Raw genomic sequence first — 20,748 nt, 5'->3', positions numbered from 1 at the left:
TTATAATAAAATATAGTAGAGTCTAAAAAGAATTTGGGGTGAGGGGAATGATTAATTTTATGAAGACAAGGGAATTCAATTTTTTTTTGCAAAAATTTATTTGATAAGTTACCTGTTCCAGTTGACTTTTTAGATAAAGATGGAAGAATTGTTTATATAAATAGATGTTTTTTAGAATTTTTAGGTTTAAATGAAGATGATGTATTAGGAAGGGTTGTTACAGAGGTTGAACCTACCTCCAAATTTTTAGAAACCTTAAAGTATAGACAAGCAGAGGTGGCTAAAAGGCACGTTTTTTCAAATGGAAAAGAGGCGATTGTACATAGAATTCCAATAATAGATGAAAAGGACAATCTAATAGGTGGATTTGGAATGCTTCTATTTGATGACTATGAAAAGCTCAAGCAGGTAACAGAACAGATAGAGAAAATACATAAAGAACTTAATCTATATAAAAATGAAATAGCAAAGATGAATAGGGCAAAATATTCCCTTGATGATATAATAGGTGAGTCAAAGCCTATGAAGCAGGCTAAATCTAAGGTTAAAAAGCTTGCCAGAGTAAATTCAAATATTTTAATTATAGGTGAGAGTGGAGTAGGTAAAGAGCTTTTTGCCCACGCTATTCATAACGAAAGTGAAAGAAATGAATTTCCTTTTGTTTCAATAAATTGTTCTGCTATTCCAGAAAATCTACTTGAGGCAGAGTTTTTTGGATATGAGGATGGTGCCTTTACAGGAGCAAGAAAGGGAGGAAACATTGGTAAGTTTGAACTTGCAAATGGAGGTACAATATTCTTAGATGAGATAGGGGATATGCCTCTATATATGCAGGCAAAACTTTTGAGGGTTTTGCAGGAGAAGGAAGTTGTAAGAATAGGTTCAAATAAGGTTGTAAAGCTTGATGTTCGTGTTATATGTGCAACCCATAAAAATTTAGAACAGCTTGTAGATGAGGGTAAGTTTAGGGAGGATTTATATTATAGACTAAATGTACTTTCCTTAGATATTCCTCCACTAAGACAGAGAAGGGAGGATATACCTCTTTTAGTTCAAAGGTTTGTAGAGAAGTTTTATAAGGAGACAGGACTTTATAGGGAGATACCAGAGGAAGTTATGAATATATTGTGCAACTATGATTGGCCAGGGAACATAAGGGAGCTTAAAAATATAGTTGAGAGAATATGCGTCAATGCAGATGATACTGAAGTTACGGTTAACGACCTTCCAGCATCTATATTAAATAAGACCTTTAGGATTGAACACAAGAAAAATCAAGGTTTAAGGGAGATTATGGAGAGTATAGAGAAGGAAATAATAATAAGCACACTTAAGGAGTGCAACAATAATAAGAGTCTTGCAGCCAGTAAGCTAAATATTCCAAGGGCTTCCTTATATAGAAAGATTGAAGAATATAACATAGAGAGTGAAAACAAATAATACATATGTAATAATTTGTTACACAGGAGTACCTTTAAAATGGTGCTCCTTAATTATTTTTTTTGGCATAGTTTTTGCAATATTAATAAAAAAAACTAAGGGGTGATGTTATGAGAAAGCACGTTGGAATTGCTGGGGTTTCTTATTATATTCCAGATAAATTTATGACAGCAAAGGAAGTAAGTGAAGCAACAGGAGGAGTTTGGACAGAGGAGGCTGTTATAGAAAAACTTGGATTTTATAAAAAGCCAATACCAGGAGAAGATGATGGAACACAGGAGATGGGGGTTAAGGCAGCACTAAATTGTCTAAAGGAATACAATATAGATCCAATGGAAATAGATGTTGTAATTTGTATAGGAGAAGAATGGAAGGAATATCCTTTAACTACATCCGCAATATACATACAAGAGAAGATAGGTGCAAAAAGGGCCTATGGTTTTGATCTGCAACAAAGATGCTGTACCTGCATTACTGCAATGAAGGTTGCAAAGGATATGATGATGAGCGATGATTCAATAAATACAGTTTTAATTGTAGGTGGATATAGAAACGGCGACTTTATCGATTATAAAAATAATAGGGTTAGTTTTATGTACAACTTAGGTGCAGGTGGTGGTGCCTTAATTCTTAAAAAGAACTTAGGTAAAAATGAGCTTTTAGAGTCTGCAATAATTAGCGATGGCTCCTTTGCAAGGGATGTTGGTGTAAGATACGGTGGTACTGTTAATCCAATTAATAGAGATAATGTGGATTATGCGTATAAGTCCCTTGATGTATTTGATGTAGAGGGAATGAAACAGAGATTAAATGAGAAATCAACACCAAATTTCTTAAAGGTTATAAGGGATTCGTTAAAAAAAAGTGGATATTCACAGGAGGATATAGGTTATCTTGCAATACTTCATTTTAAATATTCTGCACATAAGTATATATTGAAGGAGCTTGGTCTTGATGAATCAAAATCAGTTTATCTATGTGATTATGGTCATATAGGACAAATAGACCAGATTTTATCTTTAAAGCTTGGTTTAGAGCAGGGAAAGGTTAAGGATGGAGACATTGTTGTTATGGTTGGTGCAGGCATAGGATATGCTTGGGCAGCAAATACAATCAAATGGGGAAAAATTGAAGATTAAGGAGGCAGGATTTTTATGAACTTTAGAGAAGAATATAATAGAAAGCTAAAAAGCCTTGATGAAATTCTACATTTAGTTAAATCTAACTATGAAGTTTGTGTGGCACTTGCAGGTGCAGAACCTATGGACTTTTTAGGAAGACTTCACGAGATAAAGGATAAAGTTCAAAATGTATCGGTATTAACTTGTCTTAATATGGCTAACTATAAATTTACAAGTGAGCCTGATATGGAGGGGCATTTTATAAACAATACTTGGTTCTATAGTCCACTTACAAGAAAGGCACATCAAAATAGAACAGCAAGCTTTTTACCAAACCACCTACACCTTGCAGCAAGACAAAGATTAGGATATAGAAGGCCTAATATATTTGTTGGAACTGCGACACCAATGGATAAGCACGGTTATTTTAGCCTGTCCCTTTCTGTAACCTATGAGAGGGAATATATTGAGGCGGCAGATATAGTCATACTTGAAGTGAATGAAAATTATCCAAGGACCTATGGTGATACCTTTGTTCATATAAGTGAGGTAGATTATTTGTATGAAAGCAATAGAAAACCTCCAGAACTTACAATTGTTGAACCAAATGAAAAGGATATGATTATTGGAAACTATATAGCAGAGCTTATTGAAGATGGTTCGACTATACAGCTTGGTATTGGTGGAATTCCTAATGCTGTATCAAAGGCTCTTATAAATAAAAAGGATTTAGGTGTTCATACAGAGATGTTTACAGATGGAATGGTGGATCTATATAATGCAGGAGTTATAACAAATAAAAAGAAGACACTTCATAGGGATAAATTTATAGCGACCTTTGCACTTGGAACTAAAAAGCTATATGATTTTATAGACGAAAATCCAGCAGTTGAATTTAAAAGAGGATGCTATACTAATGATCCATATGTTATAGGTCAAAATTATAAGATGGTTTCTATTAATACATCCCTTCAGGTTGACTTAACTGGACAATGTTGTTCAGAGGCAATAGGACACCTTCAATATAGTGGAACAGGTGGACAATCAGATACTGCAATAGGAGCACAAAATAGTGTAGGTGGAAAGTCTATAATTGCACTTTATTCTACTGCAAAGAATGATACAATATCTACAATAGTTCCAATGCTCTCACAAGGTGCAGCAGTTTCACTTTCAAGAAATGATGTGGATTATGTTGTAACTGAGTATGGTGTTGCACCACTTAAGGGAAGAACAATAAGAGAGAGGGTAAGAAATTTAATTAGTGTCGCACATCCAAACTTTAGAGAACAATTAAAAAAGGACGCAGAAAAATATATGATTTGGTAGGAGGGGGATTATGGGAAAGGTTGAACTAAAAAAGGTAGAGCTTAAAAATGGAGAGGTAATTGGATATCGTGAAGGAGGGGAAGGAAAAACAATTCTTCTTGTACACGGTAATATGGTTTCCTCAAGGCATTGGGGAGAACTTTTAGAGAGACTTGCTGACGATTATCACGTTGTTGCAGTAGATTTAAGGGGAGCAGGTGTATCAAGTTATAATAGACCAATTGAAACATTTAGGGATTTTGCAGAGGATATTAAGCTTCTATGTGATGAACTAAATCTAAGGGATTTTCTACTAATAGGATGGTCAATGGGTGGAGGAATTTCCCAGAGATTTGTGGCAGATTATCAGGGCTATGCCAATAGCTTAATGCTTTATGAATCAATTCCCTGTTCAGGGTATTCATATCACAAAAAGGGACCAAATGGCGAATTTTTACCTGAATGTTATCAAAATAAAGAAGAACTATTGCAGGATAGAATCCAATTAAAACCTATGATAGATGCCCTTGAAAATAACAATAGAGCCTTTATTAAATATCTTTGGGATCAACTTGTTTTTAATGTTGTAAAGCCAAGTGATGAAGAGTATGAAAAGCTTTTAGATGACATATTTATGACAAGAAATCTAAGGGATGCAGCTTGGGCAGCCCACAGCTTCAACATCTCCCATATGTACAATGGTGTAACACAGGGCAGTGGAGAGGTCGATAATATAGCTATACCTGTTAGAATCTTTGCTGGAGATAGGGATTTGATTGTTCCTTCAAACTTAGCATACTTTACTGCAAAGGAAATTGGTGATAATGCAGAGGTTGTAATTTTAAATGGCTGTGGCCATACTCCACATTATGATAATATAGAGCTTGTATTACAAAAGATAAAGGAATTTTATAGATAAGTAATTTAAGGTGCCAAATACTTAGCATAGTTTCCCCTTATACTGTTTTGGCACCTTTTTTAATTGTATAAATATGATAAGGTGTCTAAAATATATACATTTTTTAAAAAAGATAGACGCTTAAAGTACATTATTTAAAGACTATTTTATGGCATATAATTTGCTTTTACTTTTTTAAAGGCAGCTGACCCTATGGCAGTTGACCTTATATAAAAAAAGGGGGGATTTTAAAATTTTTTAAAAGCTATCTTTAAATTTTAAATAAGTGGGGAGGTTTGGTTATGAATAAGAAGGATTTAACTGTATTAGTTATTTTGATTTCAGCAGTATTAATGTTAATAGCACAATTTACTAAAAATAATATGTTGTTTGCACTTTCTTTTCCTTTTGTATGTATAGCTTGGATGTGGCTTGGTGCGATGAAGAAGGATGGCGTTAGAGGTAGGGCGAAGGTTTCACTTATTTCAATACTTATAATATGGTTAATTGCCTTTTCTTCTATGGTTTCAATGAATAGTAGTGAAGTGACTGGATATTTCTTAGGGCTTCCAAAGGCAACAGCTATAATGGTATATGGTGTATGGTTTGCATCATTTTTAGTTGCAACTTTAGTTTATGCATTAAGGTTTGATAAGGATTATATAACAAATGAAGATATTAAGGAATTTAATCAAAGAACAGGTGCTAATATAAACATAGAAGTGACTGAAAATAAACAAGGCAAATTGAATATGTAATGGGGGGATAAAAATGTCGACCATTAGAGTTGTTATGGTTATTTATATGTTGGTGGTTTTGGCGATAGGTTATTATGCGATGAAACAGACAAATAGCTCATCAGACTTTTTTATAGCAGGTAAAAAGCTTGGACTTATGGCTCTTGCAATGGCATCCTTTTCAGCTGCGATTTCAGGATGGGTTTTTGTAGGAGGGCCAGGACTTTACTTTAGTATTGGACAAGGTTCGCTTTGGATGACTTTCCCGACAGCTATATCCTTTGCAATGGCCTGGATAATACTTGGTAAGAGAATGAGATTACTAACAGAAGTAAACGATTGTATGACTGCACCAGATGCTGTATATGCACGTTATAAATCAAAGTGGGTTAGCGGTATTGCAGCAGTTGCAATATTAGTTGGACTTGTTCTATATCTTGCAAATCAAATAACAGCCTTTGCATTTATTTTATCTCCTATATTTAAAATAAATTTCCAATGGGCTGTATTAGTTGGGATGGGAATAGTGCTTATATATTCTGTTGCAGGAGGAATGCTTGCAGGTGTTTATACAGACGTTTTTCAAGGAACTTGTATGATTATAGCTTCAATAATAATATTTACATTATGTTTAGTTACAGGTAGTGGAACACAAAATATGGCAGCTAATATTGTTGATGCCCTATCAAAGGATGCGGTAGGTGCAAAATTTGTGAATCCTTGGGGTGTAATGCCTGCAATAACAACAATGAGCTGGTTCTTCTGCCTATCCATAGGTATAGTAGGACAACCCCACATAGTTCATAAATTCTATATGGTTAAAGATGTTAGAAAGATGAGATGGGGAGTTGTTCTTGCAGCAATAGGTGGAATGGTTGCAGGATTATTATGGTTTGGTGTTGGTTTAACTGTAAAATATTTATCAGTAACAGGAAAGCTACCAAAAGAGGCAGTAGAACTATTAAAGAAATCAACCGACAACACAATAGTTGTATTCTTAAATTACTATACTCCAAAGGTAATAGCAGGAGTTGTATATGCAGGTATAGCATCAGCAATAATGTCAACAGCAGACTCCTTTATAAATATAGCTGCAGCAAGTGCAGTAAGGGACTTACCCTTTGCCTTTAACAAGAAGCTAACTTCAAAGCAAGAGCTTTTTATGGGAAGAATAGTGGTTGTTGTTATAGCTGTAATTACAATTGTTCTTGCACTAACACTTGGACCTAAGGGAATTGCTCTTCTTGGTGCATTTGGTTGGGGTACCTTTGCAGCAGCATTGGCACCAGCTATAGGTATTGGATTTAACTGGTCAAGAGGAACAAAACAGGCAGCCTTTGCTTCAATAGTTGTAGGACTTGTTTGCAATGTAGGGCTTGAAATAGCAAAGGTTTTAGGAGCAGGGTTCTACAAAACATATATTGCACCAAAGGGAATATATAATGGTACATTATCCCTATGTCTATCGATAATTATCTAAGCTTTTCTTTGTTTGAAAAAGTCCTACCCTCGCGATGCCATCGTCCTGATGGCCGCTCGGCTCGGCACGTCCTGTGCCGAATTACGGACTTTTCAAAGTCGAAAAGCTAAGATTTGCTAAAGCTTATGAAAGAGCCTTTAAAAATCCATTCTTGGGGCTTTAAATAGTACAAAGTGTAACATCTACAAAAGTATGTTTAGTTTTAATTTAAAAGGGGCTAATTAGCCCCTTTATTCATACAAACAACTTGATTCTGCATAAGCCTTAGATGAAGGTTTAGAACAATTTTTTCTCTCATCTTATAAAAGCAATCTTGTCCCTTTATATTTTCAACAGGTACCACATCCTCACGGCACATAAGTTCATTTATCTTATACCTTAATATTTCGCATATTATATTTTGATTAAAGTATCCCTTATCTTCGCATACAAAGTGATACTCAAGGGGGATAAACTTTTGTTCCTTATTTGTTTTTATCTCAGGTGGATTTATATAGCTTATTTCAGTTGTACACTCAAAGGGAACAATATAGGTTAAATATCTAATATTTCCGCTTGTGCCCTTTGAACTTTGGCAGCGGGCAGAGGCGTATTCTAATACTTTTTTTATGACACCACGTATAAATACTTTTTTAGTTCCAGGGATTAATTTACATTCCTTTAGCTGAAGTGTCTTTTTAGATCCTTTTATACAAACAACAGGTTCGCAAAACCTTACTGAGTTTTCAAGTTGAAGGCATATTTTAAATTGGCTTATTACAACTGGTACATTTATATAACTAACGTCGCTACAGCAGGGTTCATCAGGTTCATTTTTACATTCAGGTATATTTTTTGAGCTTATAAGTATAGAATCACATTCCTCCTCTTGACCTCCTCTTGAGGCCTCATCAACCTCTGTATTTTCATTATCCTCTAATATATTCACAGTTAAGTTGGGTTCTTCTTTAACATTTAACTCTTCACTTCTTTTAGATTTACTACTCATTTGACCACCCTAAATTAAACTTCATTTTATATTATGAAGTAGATAAAAGGATGGTTACTATTTATTTTTGATGATGTATAATTATTATAGTAATTTTTGGAGGGGATTATATGAAGATAAAAGCAGTATGTCCAAGGGATTGTTATGGAGGTTGTTCTTTGATTTTAGAGGTTGCAGATGGAAGAATTACAAAAGTGAAGGGAGATAAAGAAAACAGGGCGACAGAAGGAATAATATGTAGAAAAGGAATTGAATACATAAGTAGAAATTATGGCAAAAACAGATTAAAGAAGGCATTAAAAAGAGTTGGAGAAAAGGGAAAGGGAGAGTTTAAAGAAATTGATATAGAGGAAGCCTTAAATGAAGTTGCAAAACGTATAAAGGAAGTACAAGAAAAGGAGCCTTTATCCTTTTTATTTTACAAGGGAGCAGGGGAGATAGGAACAGCCTCAAAGGTATACAATAATTTTATAAATCAGTTAAATGGGTATACATATGTTTATGGAGACCTATGTTCTGCTGCGGGGCTTGAGGCAGTTAAGGCTACATATGGAAGTGTTGAACACAATGCTCCTTGGGATTTAGAAAATGCAAAGCTTATTGTTATTTGGGGTAAAAATCCTGCCAATACAAATATTCAGGAATTAATTCATATAAAAAGAGCAAAGCAAAAGGGTGCAAAGGTTGTTTTAATTGATATAAGAAAAAGTGAAACAGCAAAATATGCAGATTTAGTTATAAACCCTGAGGTTGGAACAGATTTAGTTCTTGCAATGGCAATACACAATTATTTAATAGAAAATAAAAAGTATGATGTGGATTTTGTTGAAAACTTTACATATGGATTTGATGAATTTAAGGCTGAGGCTAAAAGATATACTTTAGATTATGCAGAGAGAATAACAAAGGTTTCAAAGGAAGATATAGTTTATATAGCAGATATGATGGCGAGCATTAAACCATTTACATTGATTTGTGGCTTTGGAATACAAAGACAAGCACAAGGTGGTCAAACAGTGAGGGCAATTTCCCTTTTATCTGCACTACTTGGAAGTGTAGGAGTAGTTGGTGGTGGTTTTAGATATTCAAATCATACAAGGCCAAGGTTAAATATACCAAAGATGTTAAAACCAATTAAAAATATAAGAGGAATAAATGTAGTAAATATGGGACAAGAAATTAAAGAAAAAGGAATAAAGTGTATGCTAATTCAAGCTGCAAATCCAGTAATGTCAAATCCAAATTCAAGGGCTCTAAGGGAGGCACTTAAGGAACTTGATTTCTTAGTTTGTATTGATACAGTAGTATCGGAGACGGCAAAGTATGCAGATATAATACTTCCTGCAGCTTCTACCTTTGAATATTATGATGTTTTAAGGTCCTATTGGCATCCATATATTATGCTTCACGAAAAGGTTATAGAACCGCTTGGAGATTCTATGCACGAGAGCAGGATATATAGAGAACTGGCAAAGAGGATGGAACTTAATGAAGAAAAAATACCAGAAAATAATTTAGAATTTATTGAGTCAGTTTTAAAATATTCAAAGATTAATGCTACTATTGATGATTTAAGAAAAGGGCCATACTTAACTGATGATTATAGTGAAGTAGTTTATAGGGATAGGATATTTAAAACACCATCTGGTAAGATAGAATTCAAATCTATATTGCTTGATGAACAAGGTTTTGATGGTGTGCCAAGATATAGGGAGAATAATTTAAATAATGGTTTTAAGCTCATTTCTATTCATAATAAAGATGTGATAAACTCACAGTATTTAAATATACCTTCAATACAAGATAAATTAGATAATCCATATGCATATATAAACATTGAAGATGCAGAGGTACTTAAAATAGAGGACGGAGAAAAAATAAGAGTATTTAATGATAATGGAAGAGTAGAGCTAAATGCTAAACTTACATATGATATAAGAAGGGGACACGTTATTGTACCCTTTGGACAGGATATAGATTTAAACTCATTAATTAAGGGGCAGAATACCGACATAGGACTTTGTACAGTTTTTCATAACATAGAAGTTAATATTGAAAAAGTAAAATAGGGGGAAGAAATTATGTCAGAAATATTTGTGGAGGTTACTCGGGGACCTTTAGTGGAATGCATCCATAGAGGGGATGCGGTTGTTGTAGAGAAGACTGGAAAGGTTTTAGCATATTCTGGAGATGCCTATAAACTTACCTATATTCGTTCTGCTGCAAAGCCAATACAGACAATGAATGTAATATTATCTGGTGCTGCAGATAGATTTAATTTTAGTGATAAAGAAATAGCAATAATGTGTGCGTCCCACTATGGTGAAGAATTTCATATAAATACACTCAATGAAATGCTAAAAAAGATAAACCTTAAGAAAGAGGCTCTTTTATGTGGGGAAACCTATTCAATAAATCAAGCATATAGACACAAACAGCTAAAGGAAAATCATAGTATAACAACTCTAAATTCAGATTGTTCAGGTAAACACATAGGAGTTGTTGCAACCTGCCTTCATAAGGGATATGGACTTATAGACTACAACACAAAGGAACATCCTGTCCAGAGGGATACATTAGAGGTTGTTGCAAAGGTGTGTGATATTGATAAAGAAAAGATTATAATAGGTGTTGATGGATGTAGTGTTCCTGTATTTGGTATGCCGATCTATAATATGGCATTAGGTTATGCAAGAATGGTTACAGGGTATGGATTAAATGAAGAATATAAAGCTGCAGCAGAGAGGATATATAATTCTATGGTAGCCCATCCTGAAATGGTGGCAGGAACTAATGGTTTTTGTACAGAGCTAATTAAGGCAGCCGGTGGAAAACTAATTGGAAAGCTTGGGGCAGAGGCTGTGTACTGCATTGGTATTAAGGATTTAGGAATAGGAATAGCAGTTAAAATAGAGGACGGAAACTATAGAGCGCTTTATCCTGCGGTAATGAAGATATTAGAGGATTTAAAGATACTAAATTATAATGAAATAAATAGGCTCTTGAACTTTAAAAACCCTCCAAATTTAAATAATAAGGGGGTTAAGGTTGGAGATATTAGAGCGGTTGTTGAGATGAAAAGGGTTCTTTAAGTTATATATTTAAAAAATTCCTTAATTGAAAAGAGGGGATAGAATCTTATCCCCTTTTTTTTATCCTAATATAACCTTTAAGTCCTCATCAGGAGTAGATATTGGCTTAATATTAAACTTATCGATTAAAACCTGAAGAACATCTGGTGAAATAAATGCTGGTAAACTTGGACCTAAGTAGATGTTCTTTATTCCAAGGGAAAGTAAAGTTAAAAGTATGCAAACAGCCTTTTGTTCATACCAGGATAAAATTAATGAAAGTGGCAAATCATTTACCGTACATTTTAGAGCATCGGCAAGGCCAAGGGCTATTTTAATTGCAGAATAGGAGTCATTGCATTGTCCAACATCCAAAAGTCTTGGGAACTCACCAATAGTTCCAAAATCCATCTTATTAAATCTATACTTACCACAGGCAAGGGTTAATATAATTGTATCCTTTGGCGTTTTTTGTGCAAATTCTGTGTAGTAGTTTCTTCCAGGTCTTGCACCATCACATCCACCTATTAAGAAGAAGTGTCTTATTTGTCCTTGCTTTACTGCATCAAGTATCTTATCTGCAAGTGATAAAACAGTATTGTGCCCAAATCCAACGAGTATTGTTTTTTCAGGTTCATCTTCTGTAAATCCACCAAGTTCAAGGGCTTTGTTTATAATTGGAGTAAAGTCTTTTTTTCTATTCTTTTCTTCAATATGTTGAACCTGTGGCCATCCTACAATACTTGTTGTAAATATCCTATCTTTATAGGAATCACGAGGTTTTTGTAGACAGTTAGTAGTCATTAATATACAGCCTGGTAAGTTATCAAATTCTTTTTGTTGGTCCTGCCAAGCACCACCAAAGTTACCAACAAGGTGTTTAAACTTCTTAAGTTCTGGATAACCGTGGGCAGGAAGCATTTCACCGTGGGTATATATGTTTATTCCCTTTCCTTCAGTTTGAACTAATAGCTCATATAAATCCTTAAGGTCGTGCCCAGATACAACAATAAAAGGTCCCTTTTTCTTTGTAATTAAAACAGGGGTTGGCACAGGGTTTCCATAGGTTTGTGTATTTGCTTTATCCAATAGTTCCATACATTTCAAATTAATTTTTCCAAACTCCATAGTTAAATTGAACAAATCATCTACACTTAATGAGTTGTTAAGGGTTGCAGCAAAACCCTTATAGAAGAAGTTATTAACTTCCTCATCAATATATCCTAAAACGTGGGCGTGGTGTGCATAGGCAGCCATACCCTTAAGTCCATATATTAATGTTTCCCTTAAAGAACGAATGTTAGCATCAAGGGTTTGGTCATACATTATACCAGCCTTTTTTGCATCCTGTAGCATTTGTTCTTTAGAATTTGGCAGTTTATAGTTTACGCATTCAGGAACATTGGAGGGTAGATTTTTAAGCTGAGATTTTAAGTTTTCCTTTACCTTTTCGGCCTCCTTTAAAAAGCATATAAATCTTTCTGGATCAAAGTTTACATTGGTAAGAGTAGAAAAACAGGCATCTGCAACAAATTTTGAGATTTCCTTATCAATTGATTTCCCTTGATTTAAAAGTTCATTTCCAATAAATCCTATCCCTTTAAGTTCGTATACAAGCAAATCCTGAAGTGCTGCAACTTCTGCATCTTTACCACAGTTACCAGCCTTTGTGCACCCCTTTCCACCTATTGTCTGCTCACACTGATAACAAAACATCAATTCCTCCATTTATTTAACCTCCTTTTTATATTTACATATTTAGTTTGTTCAAAAAAAATATATATAATCTTAAAAGGGAACCTATTTTATTTTGTTTTATAGACATTTGTATTTATGTTTGATATAAATATATATAAGGATTTTATTTTGAAATTTATAAAAATTAATTTAGAAATTTGGAGGTATAAGATGCAGGTTGGTGGACAAGCAGTTATTGAAGGTGTAATGATGAGGGCACAGGATAAAATGGCAGTTGCAGTAAGAAAACCTGATGGTGAGATAGAGGTTAGTGTTGAAAATATAGAGCCTTTATATAAAAAATATAAAATACTTTCCCTTCCCTTTATTCGAGGGGCTGCTGCTATGATAGAATCTTTAATAGTTGGTATTAAAACTTTACAGTATTCAGCCTCCTTTTATGAGGATGAAGAGGACAAAAGTAGGTTTGAAAAGTATCTTGATGAAAAATTTAAAGGTAAATCGGAAAATATAATAATGAGTTTAACTCTTTTTACATCCTTTGCATTTGCAATATTTTTGTTTGTACTTTTGCCGACTTTTGCAGCAAATTTTTTTAAGTCAAAAATACAAAGTAACATCTATATAAACCTATTTGAGGGATTTTTGAGGCTAATTATTTTCCTTGTATATATATATTTAATAAGCAAAATGGAGGATATAAGAAGGGTTTTTGAATATCACGGTGCAGAACATAAAAGCGTATTCTGCTTTGAGGCAGGAATACCTCTTACTGTTGAGAATGTATCTAAGTTTTCAACGCTTCATCCAAGATGTGGAACAAACTTCCTTTTAATAGTTATGCTGATTAGTATATTTATATTTAGTTTTTTTGGATGGCCTAATATAATAGTAAGAATAGTATCAAGAATATTATTAATACCTGTTGTTGCGGGTATATCCTATGAGATAATAAAGTGGCTTGGAAAATCGAACACAGGGCTTTCAAGAGCCCTTGCATATCCAGGGCTTATGCTTCAAAGACTTACAACAAGAGATCCCGATGAAAAACAAATAGAAGTGGCAATAGCTGCATTAAAGGCTGCCATAGGGGAGGAATAATATGACTATTTTAGAGGCAATCAGATACGGAATACAAAATATAAATTCAGATACACCTCAGCTTGATGCTGAGGTTCTTTTGAGCAGTGTACTAAAAAAGGATAGACTTTATTTAATAATTCATAGAGATGATACATTAGATAATGAAGTTATTGAAAAGTATAAACAGTATGTAGAGAGAAGAAAAAAGGGAGAACCAGTTGCTTATATAATAAACCAAAAAGAATTTTATGGTTATGAATTCTATGTTGAAAAGGGAGTTTTAATACCACGCCCAGATACAGAGATACTTGTTGAGGAAGTTATAAAAAGAAGTGGAGAATATGAAAACCCTGTAATAGTAGATGTAGGATGTGGAAGTGGTGCAATTTCTGTTGTATTAGCAAAGGAGATTAAAGGTAGTAGAGTTTTTGCACTTGATTTAATGGATATACCTATTAAAGTTACGAAAATAAATGCCAAGAGGCTCGGCGTTGAAGATAGGGTACAAGTAATAAGGAGTGATATTTTTGAAAATCTTAATAAGGAATTAGAGGGGAATGTTGATATAATAGTTTCAAATCCTCCTTATATAAGGGACGAAGTAATTCCGACTCTTATGACAGATGTTAAAGATTTTGAACCCTATGAGGCATTATCTGGCGGAGAGGATGGGCTAATATTTTATAGAAGAATTGCAGATGAAGCATTAAAGTATTTAAAAAAGGATGGATTAATTGCCTTTGAGATAGGATTTGACCAAAGGGAGGCTCTTTTTAATATTCTTTCAAGGGATTATAAAAATATAGAATGTATAAAGGATTTGGCAGGTTTAGATAGAGTAATACTTGCAAGGAGGGGGTAGAATGCTAATTCAGCTTTTTATGTCCTTTGCTAAAATAGGGGCCTTTACATTAGGTGGAGGTTATGCAATGGTTCCGCTTATTCAAGAGGAGGTTGTTGAAAAGAAGAACTGGATAGAAAAGGAAGAGTTTTTGGATATACTGGCAGTTTCACAATCTACTCCTGGTGCCCTTGCGGTTAATATGTCTGTTTATATAGGATATAGATTAAAGGGATTATTAGGGGCGGTATTTGCAGCGCTTGGATGTATTCTTCCTTCCTTTTTATCTATTATATTTATTGCAGCCTTTCTTACAAACTTTTTAGATTATAAATACGTAAAAAAGTTTTTTCAAGGAGCAGGGCCTGCAGTTGCAGCACTAATTTTGTATTCAGCAATAAAGATAGGAAAGACAAAAAAGTTTAAATGGTACTATTATATAATAACTGTTCTTACAATTGTACTTATGTTTTTAAAGGTTGACCCTATTGTTATAATTTTATCCTCTGCTATTTTAGGCTTATTGATAAGGGGGGAGAAGGATGGCATTTAGGCTGTTTTTAATTTTTTTTAAGATAGGTGCCTTTTCGATAGGTGGAGGTTATGCAATGCTTCCCTTTATTGAGAGGGAGTTTATAGGGAGAGGTTTTTTAACTATGAAGGAGTTTTCAGATATACTTGCCATATCTCAAATGACTCCAGGCCCTATCGCAATAAACTCTGCAACCTTTATAGGGTATAAAATGGCTGGTGTATTTGGAAGTGTAATGGCAACACTTGGAGTAGTTTCTCCCTCCTTTATAATGATTTTAATTATTGCAGCCTTCTTAAAGAGGTTTTATGAAAGGGAAGGTGTAAAGAAGGCCTTTAATGGAATAAGACCAGCAGTTCTTGGACTTTTAATATATGCTTCCTTTTCAATATTTAAAAGCAATGTTACAGGTGTTAAGGATGGTTTTATATATATTTTATCTTTGCTGTTACTTATGTATTTTAAATTAGATACAATATTAGTATTAATTATCTGTGGTATACTTGGTATAATTCTTTTTTAATAATATTTTTGTTGCAACAATGTAAATTCATTGCTAAAATAAGATAGGTATATTGTAAATTAAACTAAAGTATGGAGTGATAACTATGTTGCATAAATTGGATTTTATTGAAGAAAAGTATGAAGAGCTTTCAAAGAAGATAGCAGACCCAGATGTTATTTCTGATAATACTCTTTTTCAAAAATTATGTAAAGAACACAGTTCGATGGAACCAATTGTATTAAAGTATAGGGAATATAAGGACATTCAAAGGAGACTTAAGGAAGATAAGGAAATGCTCCAGGAGGGCGGACTTGACGATGAAATGGAACAACTTGTAAAGGAAGAGATAAAGGAGCTTGAGGAGAAGGTTGTAGAAACTGAAAAGGAACTTAAGATTTTACTTCTTCCAAAGGATCCAAATGATGATAAAAACGTTATCGTAGAAATAAGAGCAGGTGCTGGTGGTGAAGAGGCTGCACTATTTGCAGGAGACCTATTTAGAATGTACACAAGATATGCTGAAAGACATAACTTTAAAGTAGAGGTTATATCAGCTAATGAAACAGGAATAGGTGGATATAAGGAAGTTATATTTATGATAAAGGGACAAGGTGCCTACAGTAGATTAAAGTATGAAAGTGGAGTTCACCGTGTTCAAAGAGTTCCTCAAACAGAGTCAGGAGGAAGAATACACACATCAACTGCAACAGTTGCAGTTTTACCAGAAGTTGAGGATGTTGAGGTTGAAATCAATCCAAACGATTTAAGGGTTGATGTTTATCGTTCATCAGGTCACGGTGGACAAAACGTTAATACAACAGACTCAGCAGTTAGAATAACGCACCTTCCAACAGGTATTGTTGTAACGTGTCAGGATGAAAAGTCCCAGATTAAAAATAGAGAAAAGGCAATGAAGGTTTTAAGAGCAAGGCTTTATGAAATAGAGCTTCAAAAGCAGCAGAGCCAAATTGCTGAAGAGAGAAAGAGCCAAGTAGGTTCTGGAGATAGAAGTGAAAAGATAAGGACATACAACTTCCCACAAAGCAGAATTACAGACCACAGAATTGGGCTTACGATATATAAATTTGATGCATTCTTAGATGGAGAAATTGATGAAATGATAGATGCACTTATCACAAATGACCAAGCAGAAAAATTAAAGGCAGCAGGAGAATAGGCATGCTACTTAGCATGCCCAAATTTTTAGCTGGGGGTGCAATTATGAAACGCTATATTGCTAATAGACCACTGTATTTAATTTTCCCTCTGTTTGTTTTATCTATAATTTTTTCATATCTTCTGGTGCTTTATAAAAAAAGCTATACCTATGTAAACTATATAAATATAGGATTTGATATATTTATATTGATCTTTTATTTAAGAAGCTTCTGCATTGAAATTAGTATAGATAGTAAAGGAATAAATTTTAAAGGACTGTTTTTAAGAAAAAGGGTATATATAGAAGACTATATAGGAATTGCACAATCAAACTTCTTAACTCAAGTTAAAACAAAATCAGGAAACTTTTATATACTTACCACCAAAAATGGACGTAATATTTTAAATGATATGTTTAAAAATCTAAATAAAGGGGAATGACTTGCATTAAAGGGGTGGTACAGTGAAAATAAAAAAGAAACTTGCAAAGGAAAGGGCAAAGTTTAAAAGAAGTATATTCTTTTCAATAATTGTAATGATAGTAATGCTCTATCTTGTAAAGGTTCTTGATGATCAAGGCTATTTTATAGGTTTAGAGAGAACACTTATATATGCAAATTTATATATAATAGAGTTTTTGTTTATAGTCTATATGTTTAGGATGTATGTGGATTCAACCTTTGATATAATATTTAAACAAGACAGAGTTAAGGTGCAAAAGCTCTTTAGTAGGGTGGTTAATATTCCGTTAGATAATATATTGTTTGTTGATGTTGTAGAAAAATATGATGATTTTCAAATAATAATTTTAATTGATAAAATGAAACGTTCAAAATCATTAATTCTATTTGATAAGCAGTATGCATTAAATCATAATGACTATTTAAAATGTTACAAAGAGGCATCACATTTTTATGATAGGGAAAAATTTTATTGTTATATAATTAAAAATGGAGGAGCTAAAAAATATTTTTATTTATATAAGCTATACAAGACCTGCTATAGAGCCCACTTTACAGATAGAGCAATAAAATACATAAAATTAGTTATAGACGAATATAACCTCTCATAAACTTAAAAGGAGAAAATCAAAAAGGAGAGGTTTTATGGAATCAAGATTGTATATAACCCTATTTGCTACATTTTGCTGTTTGGTTGGAACATCCCTTGGAGGTGCACTAACAGTACTCTTTAGAAAAACGAATAATATGGTTTTATCTGCTGTTATGGGTATAGCTGGAGGGCTTATGCTCTCTGTTGTTACCTTTGATTTGATACCAGAGGCAATATTAATGGCAGATTTAGAAGTTGTTTTAATTGGAATAATATTTGGAGTCATATTTATTTCACTTCTTGATATATTTTTGCCCTATAGTAATTTCGTAAAAAAATATGGTAAAGGTATTAAAGTTGCACTGCTTCTTGCTTTTGGACTTGCTGCCCATAATTTTCCAGAAGGGCTCGCAATAGGTTCAGGTTTTAGAGGAAGCAGCATATTAGGGTATAAGATTGCCTTTGTAATAGCACTTCACGATATACCAGAGGGTGCAGCAGTTGCAGCTCCACTTTTAAGTTCGAGATTATCTAAGCTAAAAATAATTTTATTTACTGCAATAACAGCACTCCCTACTGCGATAGGTGCCTATATTGGTGCCTATATTGGTGAGATACAAAAGAGCTTTATTGCGGCATCATTAGGATTTGCATCGGGAACAATGCTCTACATTGTATGTGGAGAGTTAATACCTGAAAGTAAGGAAAACTACAGAGGATTGTTTTCAACTCTATCAATCATAATTGGATTTATAATAGGTTTTATTTTTATTAATATAATCTAATGGAGGCGAAGAGGTTGGATACAAAGGTTTATTATGTGGATGAACATAGTGATGAAAAGATAAAAGAGGCGGCAGAAGTTATAAAAAGGGGAGGTCTTGTTGTTTTCCCTACAGAGACAGTATATGGGCTTGGGGCCAATGCACTTGACGAGGAGGCCTGCAGGAGGATATTTAAGGCAAAGGGAAGACCACAGGACAATCCGCTTATAGTTCATGTTGCGGATTTTGATATATCAGAATATGTAGAGTATATACCAGAAAATGCAAAAAAAATAATGGAAAATTTTTGGCCAGGACCAATAACAATAGTTGTAAAAAAGAGTAGCAGCATACCTATGCTTGTTACTGCAAACTTAGATAGTGTTGCAATTAGAATGCCCTCCAATAAGGTTGCAAGAAAGCTGATAGAGTATGCAGGGGTTCCGGTTGCAGCACCAAGTGCCAATATATCAGGAAGGCCAAGTCCAACCACAATAGAACATACAATTGATGATTTAATGGGAAAGGTTGATATGATTATTGGGGGAGATAAATGTGAATTTGGTCTTGAGTCAACGGTGGTTGAGGTTTTAGATGAAAAGGTTACAATACTAAGACCTGGTGCTATAACAAAGGATATGCTGGAGGAAATTGGGCTTAATGTAGATATTGATCCTGCAATTTTAACAAAGCCAGATGAAAATCTAAAACCAAAGTCCCCGGGTATGAAGTATAGACATTATGCTCCAAAGGCTGAAATGACAATAATAACAGGAAGAATAGAAAGAGCTGTTGATTATATAAATATGAAAATAGATGAAATGAAATCAAAGGGTAAGCTTGTTGGTGTTCTTGCGACAGATGAGACAAAAGATCTGTATAGGGGTGGATATATTATTTCCATAGGAAGTAGAAAAAAATTAGGACTTATTGCTGCAAATCTATTTGACACATTGAGGGAATTTGATAAAATAGATGTAGATTATATATATGCAGAAGGTTTTGAGGAAGATGGATTAGGACTTGCTATAATGAATAGAATGAAAAAGGCTGCATCATATAATGTCATAAATCTATAGGAGGTAAGTATGAAGCTACTATTTGTGTGCACAGGAAATACTTGTAGAAGCTGTATGGCAGAAGGAATAGCTAAAAAAAGGGCACAGGAATTAAATTTAGATATGGATATCTCATCCGCTGGAATCTATGCAACAAATGGTGCATCCTGCTCTTTAAATGCACTACTGGCTATGGAGGAGATGGGAATAGATATAAGAAACCATCTTTCAAGGCAGCTTACATACGAACTTTTAGAAAATTCAGACCTTGTTTTAACTATGACAAGAGCACACAAAGATACAATACTTTCATACTATCCATCCTTTTCTAATAAAGTTTTTACACTTTTAGAATATATTGGAGAAAGTGGAGATATTGTAGATCCATTTGGTGGAGATATTGAAACTTATAGGGCTTGTGCTAATGAAATTAAACAAGCTATAGATATTCTATTCAGTAAATTAAAGGAAAGTTAAGGCTTTTTAGCCTTTTACTTTCCTTTTTTGTTAAATAAAAAGGTGAACTTACAAACTATATAAAGGAGGAATACCTATGAAGATAGCTTTAGGATGTGACCACGGAGGATACAATTTAAAACAGGCTATTTTAGAACATTTAGAGAAGAAGGGAATAGAATATAAGGATTTTGGATGCTATTCAATAGAATCCTGTGACTATCCTGATTTTGCAGAAAAGGTTGCAGAGTCAATAGTTAAGGGGGAATATGACTGCGGAATACTAGTCTGTGGAACAGGAATTGGAATATCAATAGCAGCAAACAAGGTTCCAGGAATTAGAGCAGCCCACTGTACAGATACATTTAGTGCAAAGGCAGCAAGACAGCACAATAATGCAAATATATTAGCACTTGGTGAAAGAATAACAGGAATTGGCCTTGCACTTGATATAGTTGATGCTTATCTTGAGGCTGAATTTGAAGGTGGCAGACACCAAAGAAGAATAGACAAGATAGCAGAAATTGAAAAGAAATATTCAAAATAAATAATATGAG

General features: G+C 33.8%; 21 protein-coding genes. 19 read left to right on the top strand and 2 right to left on the bottom strand.

Features of this window, described 5'->3' with window-relative positions; translation table 11 throughout:
- Positions 1-78 precede the first annotated feature (78 nt).
- From JG776_RS08345 to JG776_RS08320, 6 genes are all read left to right on the top strand, one after another.
- Positions 79-1,440: a sigma 54-interacting transcriptional regulator gene (locus JG776_RS08345; protein ID WP_291966535.1), complete on the top strand. Its 1,362-nt coding sequence runs from the start codon at positions 79-81 to the stop codon at positions 1,438-1,440.
- Between the two features lie 110 nt (positions 1,441-1,550).
- Positions 1,551-2,579, top strand: coding sequence for a 3-oxoacyl-ACP synthase (locus JG776_RS08340; RefSeq protein WP_291966518.1), 1,029 nt, complete (start codon positions 1,551-1,553; stop codon positions 2,577-2,579).
- Positions 2,580-2,594: 15 nt separating this feature from the next.
- The gene (locus JG776_RS08335; protein WP_291966516.1) at positions 2,595-3,890 is read left to right on the top strand and encodes an acetyl-CoA hydrolase/transferase C-terminal domain-containing protein; all 1,296 of its coding nucleotides are present in this window, start codon (positions 2,595-2,597) and stop codon (positions 3,888-3,890) included.
- Positions 3,891-3,900: 10 nt separating this feature from the next.
- Positions 3,901-4,788, top strand: a complete 888-nt coding sequence (locus JG776_RS08330; RefSeq protein WP_291966514.1) for an alpha/beta hydrolase — start codon at positions 3,901-3,903, stop codon at positions 4,786-4,788.
- A gap of 281 nt (positions 4,789-5,069) precedes the next feature.
- Positions 5,070-5,525: a hypothetical protein gene (locus JG776_RS08325; protein WP_291966512.1), complete on the top strand. Its 456-nt coding sequence runs from the start codon at positions 5,070-5,072 to the stop codon at positions 5,523-5,525.
- 13 nt (positions 5,526-5,538) lie between these two features.
- A complete protein-coding gene (locus JG776_RS08320) occupies positions 5,539-6,984 on the top strand; it encodes a hypothetical protein (RefSeq protein ID WP_291966510.1) in 1,446 nt (481 codons plus the stop codon).
- Positions 6,985-7,201: 217 nt separating this feature from the next.
- On the opposite strand, the gene JG776_RS08315 is transcribed toward JG776_RS08320, so the two are convergent.
- The gene (locus JG776_RS08315; protein WP_291966508.1) at positions 7,202-7,972 is read right to left on the bottom strand and encodes a hypothetical protein; all 771 of its coding nucleotides are present in this window, start codon (positions 7,970-7,972) and stop codon (positions 7,202-7,204) included.
- 110 nt (positions 7,973-8,082) lie between these two features.
- Between JG776_RS08315 and JG776_RS08310 the strand changes: the two genes are divergently transcribed.
- Positions 8,083-10,041: a molybdopterin-dependent oxidoreductase gene (locus tag JG776_RS08310; RefSeq protein WP_291966506.1), complete on the top strand. Its 1,959-nt coding sequence runs from the start codon at positions 8,083-8,085 to the stop codon at positions 10,039-10,041.
- A 12-nt stretch (positions 10,042-10,053) separates the two neighbouring features.
- Complete coding sequence (locus tag JG776_RS08305) at positions 10,054-11,064, top strand: asparaginase (RefSeq protein ID WP_291966504.1); 1,011 nt, start codon at positions 10,054-10,056, stop codon at positions 11,062-11,064.
- A gap of 60 nt (positions 11,065-11,124) precedes the next feature.
- Here JG776_RS08305 and hcp read toward each other — a convergent pair whose 3' ends face one another.
- Entirely contained in the window at positions 11,125-12,771 is a 1,647-nt protein-coding gene (hcp, locus tag JG776_RS08300; protein ID WP_291966503.1) for a hydroxylamine reductase, read from the bottom strand.
- A 180-nt stretch (positions 12,772-12,951) separates the two neighbouring features.
- Between hcp and JG776_RS08295 the strand changes: the two genes are divergently transcribed.
- The 11 genes from JG776_RS08295 to rpiB all read left to right on the top strand — a co-directional run bounded on the left by JG776_RS08295 (position 12,952) and on the right by rpiB (position 20,738).
- A complete protein-coding gene (locus tag JG776_RS08295) occupies positions 12,952-13,842 on the top strand; it encodes a DUF1385 domain-containing protein (RefSeq protein ID WP_291966502.1) in 891 nt (296 codons plus the stop codon).
- 1 nt (position 13,843) lies between these two features.
- Entirely contained in the window at positions 13,844-14,686 is an 843-nt protein-coding gene (gene prmC, locus JG776_RS08290; protein WP_291966500.1) for a peptide chain release factor N(5)-glutamine methyltransferase, read from the top strand.
- A gap of 1 nt (position 14,687) precedes the next feature.
- Positions 14,688-15,218 (top strand): chromate transporter, encoded by a 531-nt coding sequence (locus JG776_RS08285; RefSeq protein ID WP_291966497.1) that lies wholly within the window; start codon positions 14,688-14,690, stop codon positions 15,216-15,218.
- Positions 15,208-15,720 (top strand): chromate transporter, encoded by a 513-nt coding sequence (locus tag JG776_RS08280; RefSeq protein ID WP_291966496.1) that lies wholly within the window; start codon positions 15,208-15,210, stop codon positions 15,718-15,720. The genes JG776_RS08285 and JG776_RS08280 overlap by 11 nt, the downstream gene beginning before the upstream one ends.
- 85 nt (positions 15,721-15,805) lie before the next feature.
- On the top strand, positions 15,806-16,879 hold the full coding sequence (gene prfA, locus JG776_RS08275) for a peptide chain release factor 1 (protein ID WP_291966494.1): 1,074 nt from the start codon (positions 15,806-15,808) through the stop codon (positions 16,877-16,879).
- A gap of 44 nt (positions 16,880-16,923) precedes the next feature.
- Complete coding sequence (locus JG776_RS08270; RefSeq protein ID WP_291966492.1) at positions 16,924-17,301, top strand: hypothetical protein; 378 nt, start codon at positions 16,924-16,926, stop codon at positions 17,299-17,301.
- A gap of 22 nt (positions 17,302-17,323) precedes the next feature.
- Positions 17,324-17,932, top strand: a complete 609-nt coding sequence (locus JG776_RS08265; RefSeq protein ID WP_291966490.1) for a hypothetical protein — start codon at positions 17,324-17,326, stop codon at positions 17,930-17,932.
- 34 nt (positions 17,933-17,966) lie between these two features.
- Positions 17,967-18,698, top strand: a complete 732-nt coding sequence (locus JG776_RS08260; protein WP_291966488.1) for a ZIP family metal transporter — start codon at positions 17,967-17,969, stop codon at positions 18,696-18,698.
- 14 nt (positions 18,699-18,712) lie between these two features.
- On the top strand, positions 18,713-19,756 hold the full coding sequence (locus JG776_RS08255) for an L-threonylcarbamoyladenylate synthase (protein ID WP_291966486.1): 1,044 nt from the start codon (positions 18,713-18,715) through the stop codon (positions 19,754-19,756).
- Between the two features lie 9 nt (positions 19,757-19,765).
- Entirely contained in the window at positions 19,766-20,212 is a 447-nt protein-coding gene (locus JG776_RS08250) for a low molecular weight protein arginine phosphatase (RefSeq protein ID WP_291966484.1), read from the top strand.
- A 76-nt stretch (positions 20,213-20,288) separates the two neighbouring features.
- Positions 20,289-20,738 carry a ribose 5-phosphate isomerase B gene (rpiB, locus tag JG776_RS08245; protein ID WP_027307906.1) on the top strand — a complete coding sequence of 150 codons (450 nt, stop codon included), beginning with the start codon at positions 20,289-20,291 and terminating at the stop codon, positions 20,736-20,738.
- Positions 20,739-20,748: the final 10 nt, after the last annotated feature.

The sequence above is a fragment of the Caloramator sp. genome (assembly GCF_020054765.1).
Lineage (GTDB): Bacteria > Bacillota > Clostridia > Clostridiales > Caloramatoraceae > Thermobrachium > Thermobrachium proteoclasticum.
Note: the sequence above shows the minus strand (reverse complement) of the source record. Positions and strands in the feature narration are given on the sequence as shown.

What these genes read in the sequence shown, in the direction of transcription:
- JG776_RS08340 (WP_291966518.1), top strand. Translation starts at nt 1,551, where the DNA reads ATGAGAAAGCACGTTGGAATTGCTGGGGTTTCTTATTATATTCCAGAT.
- JG776_RS08295 (WP_291966502.1), top strand. Translation starts at nt 12,952, where the DNA reads ATGCAGGTTGGTGGACAAGCAGTTATTGAAGGTGTAATGATGAGGGCA.
- JG776_RS08330 (WP_291966514.1), top strand. Translation starts at nt 3,901, where the DNA reads ATGGGAAAGGTTGAACTAAAAAAGGTAGAGCTTAAAAATGGAGAGGTA.
- JG776_RS08335 (WP_291966516.1), top strand. Translation starts at nt 2,595, where the DNA reads ATGAACTTTAGAGAAGAATATAATAGAAAGCTAAAAAGCCTTGATGAA.
- JG776_RS08315 (WP_291966508.1), bottom strand. Translation starts at nt 7,972, where the DNA reads ATGAGTAGTAAATCTAAAAGAAGTGAAGAGTTAAATGTTAAAGAAGAA.
- JG776_RS08305 (WP_291966504.1), top strand. Translation starts at nt 10,054, where the DNA reads ATGTCAGAAATATTTGTGGAGGTTACTCGGGGACCTTTAGTGGAATGC.
- prmC (WP_291966500.1), top strand. Translation starts at nt 13,844, where the DNA reads ATGACTATTTTAGAGGCAATCAGATACGGAATACAAAATATAAATTCA.
- JG776_RS08325 (WP_291966512.1), top strand. Translation starts at nt 5,070, where the DNA reads ATGAATAAGAAGGATTTAACTGTATTAGTTATTTTGATTTCAGCAGTA.
- prfA (WP_291966494.1), top strand. Translation starts at nt 15,806, where the DNA reads ATGTTGCATAAATTGGATTTTATTGAAGAAAAGTATGAAGAGCTTTCA.
- JG776_RS08250 (WP_291966484.1), top strand. Translation starts at nt 19,766, where the DNA reads ATGAAGCTACTATTTGTGTGCACAGGAAATACTTGTAGAAGCTGTATG.
- hcp (WP_291966503.1), bottom strand. Translation starts at nt 12,771, where the DNA reads ATGGAGGAATTGATGTTTTGTTATCAGTGTGAGCAGACAATAGGTGGA.
- JG776_RS08270 (WP_291966492.1), top strand. Translation starts at nt 16,924, where the DNA reads ATGAAACGCTATATTGCTAATAGACCACTGTATTTAATTTTCCCTCTG.
- JG776_RS08310 (WP_291966506.1), top strand. Translation starts at nt 8,083, where the DNA reads ATGAAGATAAAAGCAGTATGTCCAAGGGATTGTTATGGAGGTTGTTCT.
- JG776_RS08320 (WP_291966510.1), top strand. Translation starts at nt 5,539, where the DNA reads ATGTCGACCATTAGAGTTGTTATGGTTATTTATATGTTGGTGGTTTTG.
- rpiB (WP_027307906.1), top strand. Translation starts at nt 20,289, where the DNA reads ATGAAGATAGCTTTAGGATGTGACCACGGAGGATACAATTTAAAACAG.
- JG776_RS08280 (WP_291966496.1), top strand. Translation starts at nt 15,208, where the DNA reads ATGGCATTTAGGCTGTTTTTAATTTTTTTTAAGATAGGTGCCTTTTCG.
- JG776_RS08285 (WP_291966497.1), top strand. Translation starts at nt 14,688, where the DNA reads ATGCTAATTCAGCTTTTTATGTCCTTTGCTAAAATAGGGGCCTTTACA.
- JG776_RS08260 (WP_291966488.1), top strand. Translation starts at nt 17,967, where the DNA reads ATGGAATCAAGATTGTATATAACCCTATTTGCTACATTTTGCTGTTTG.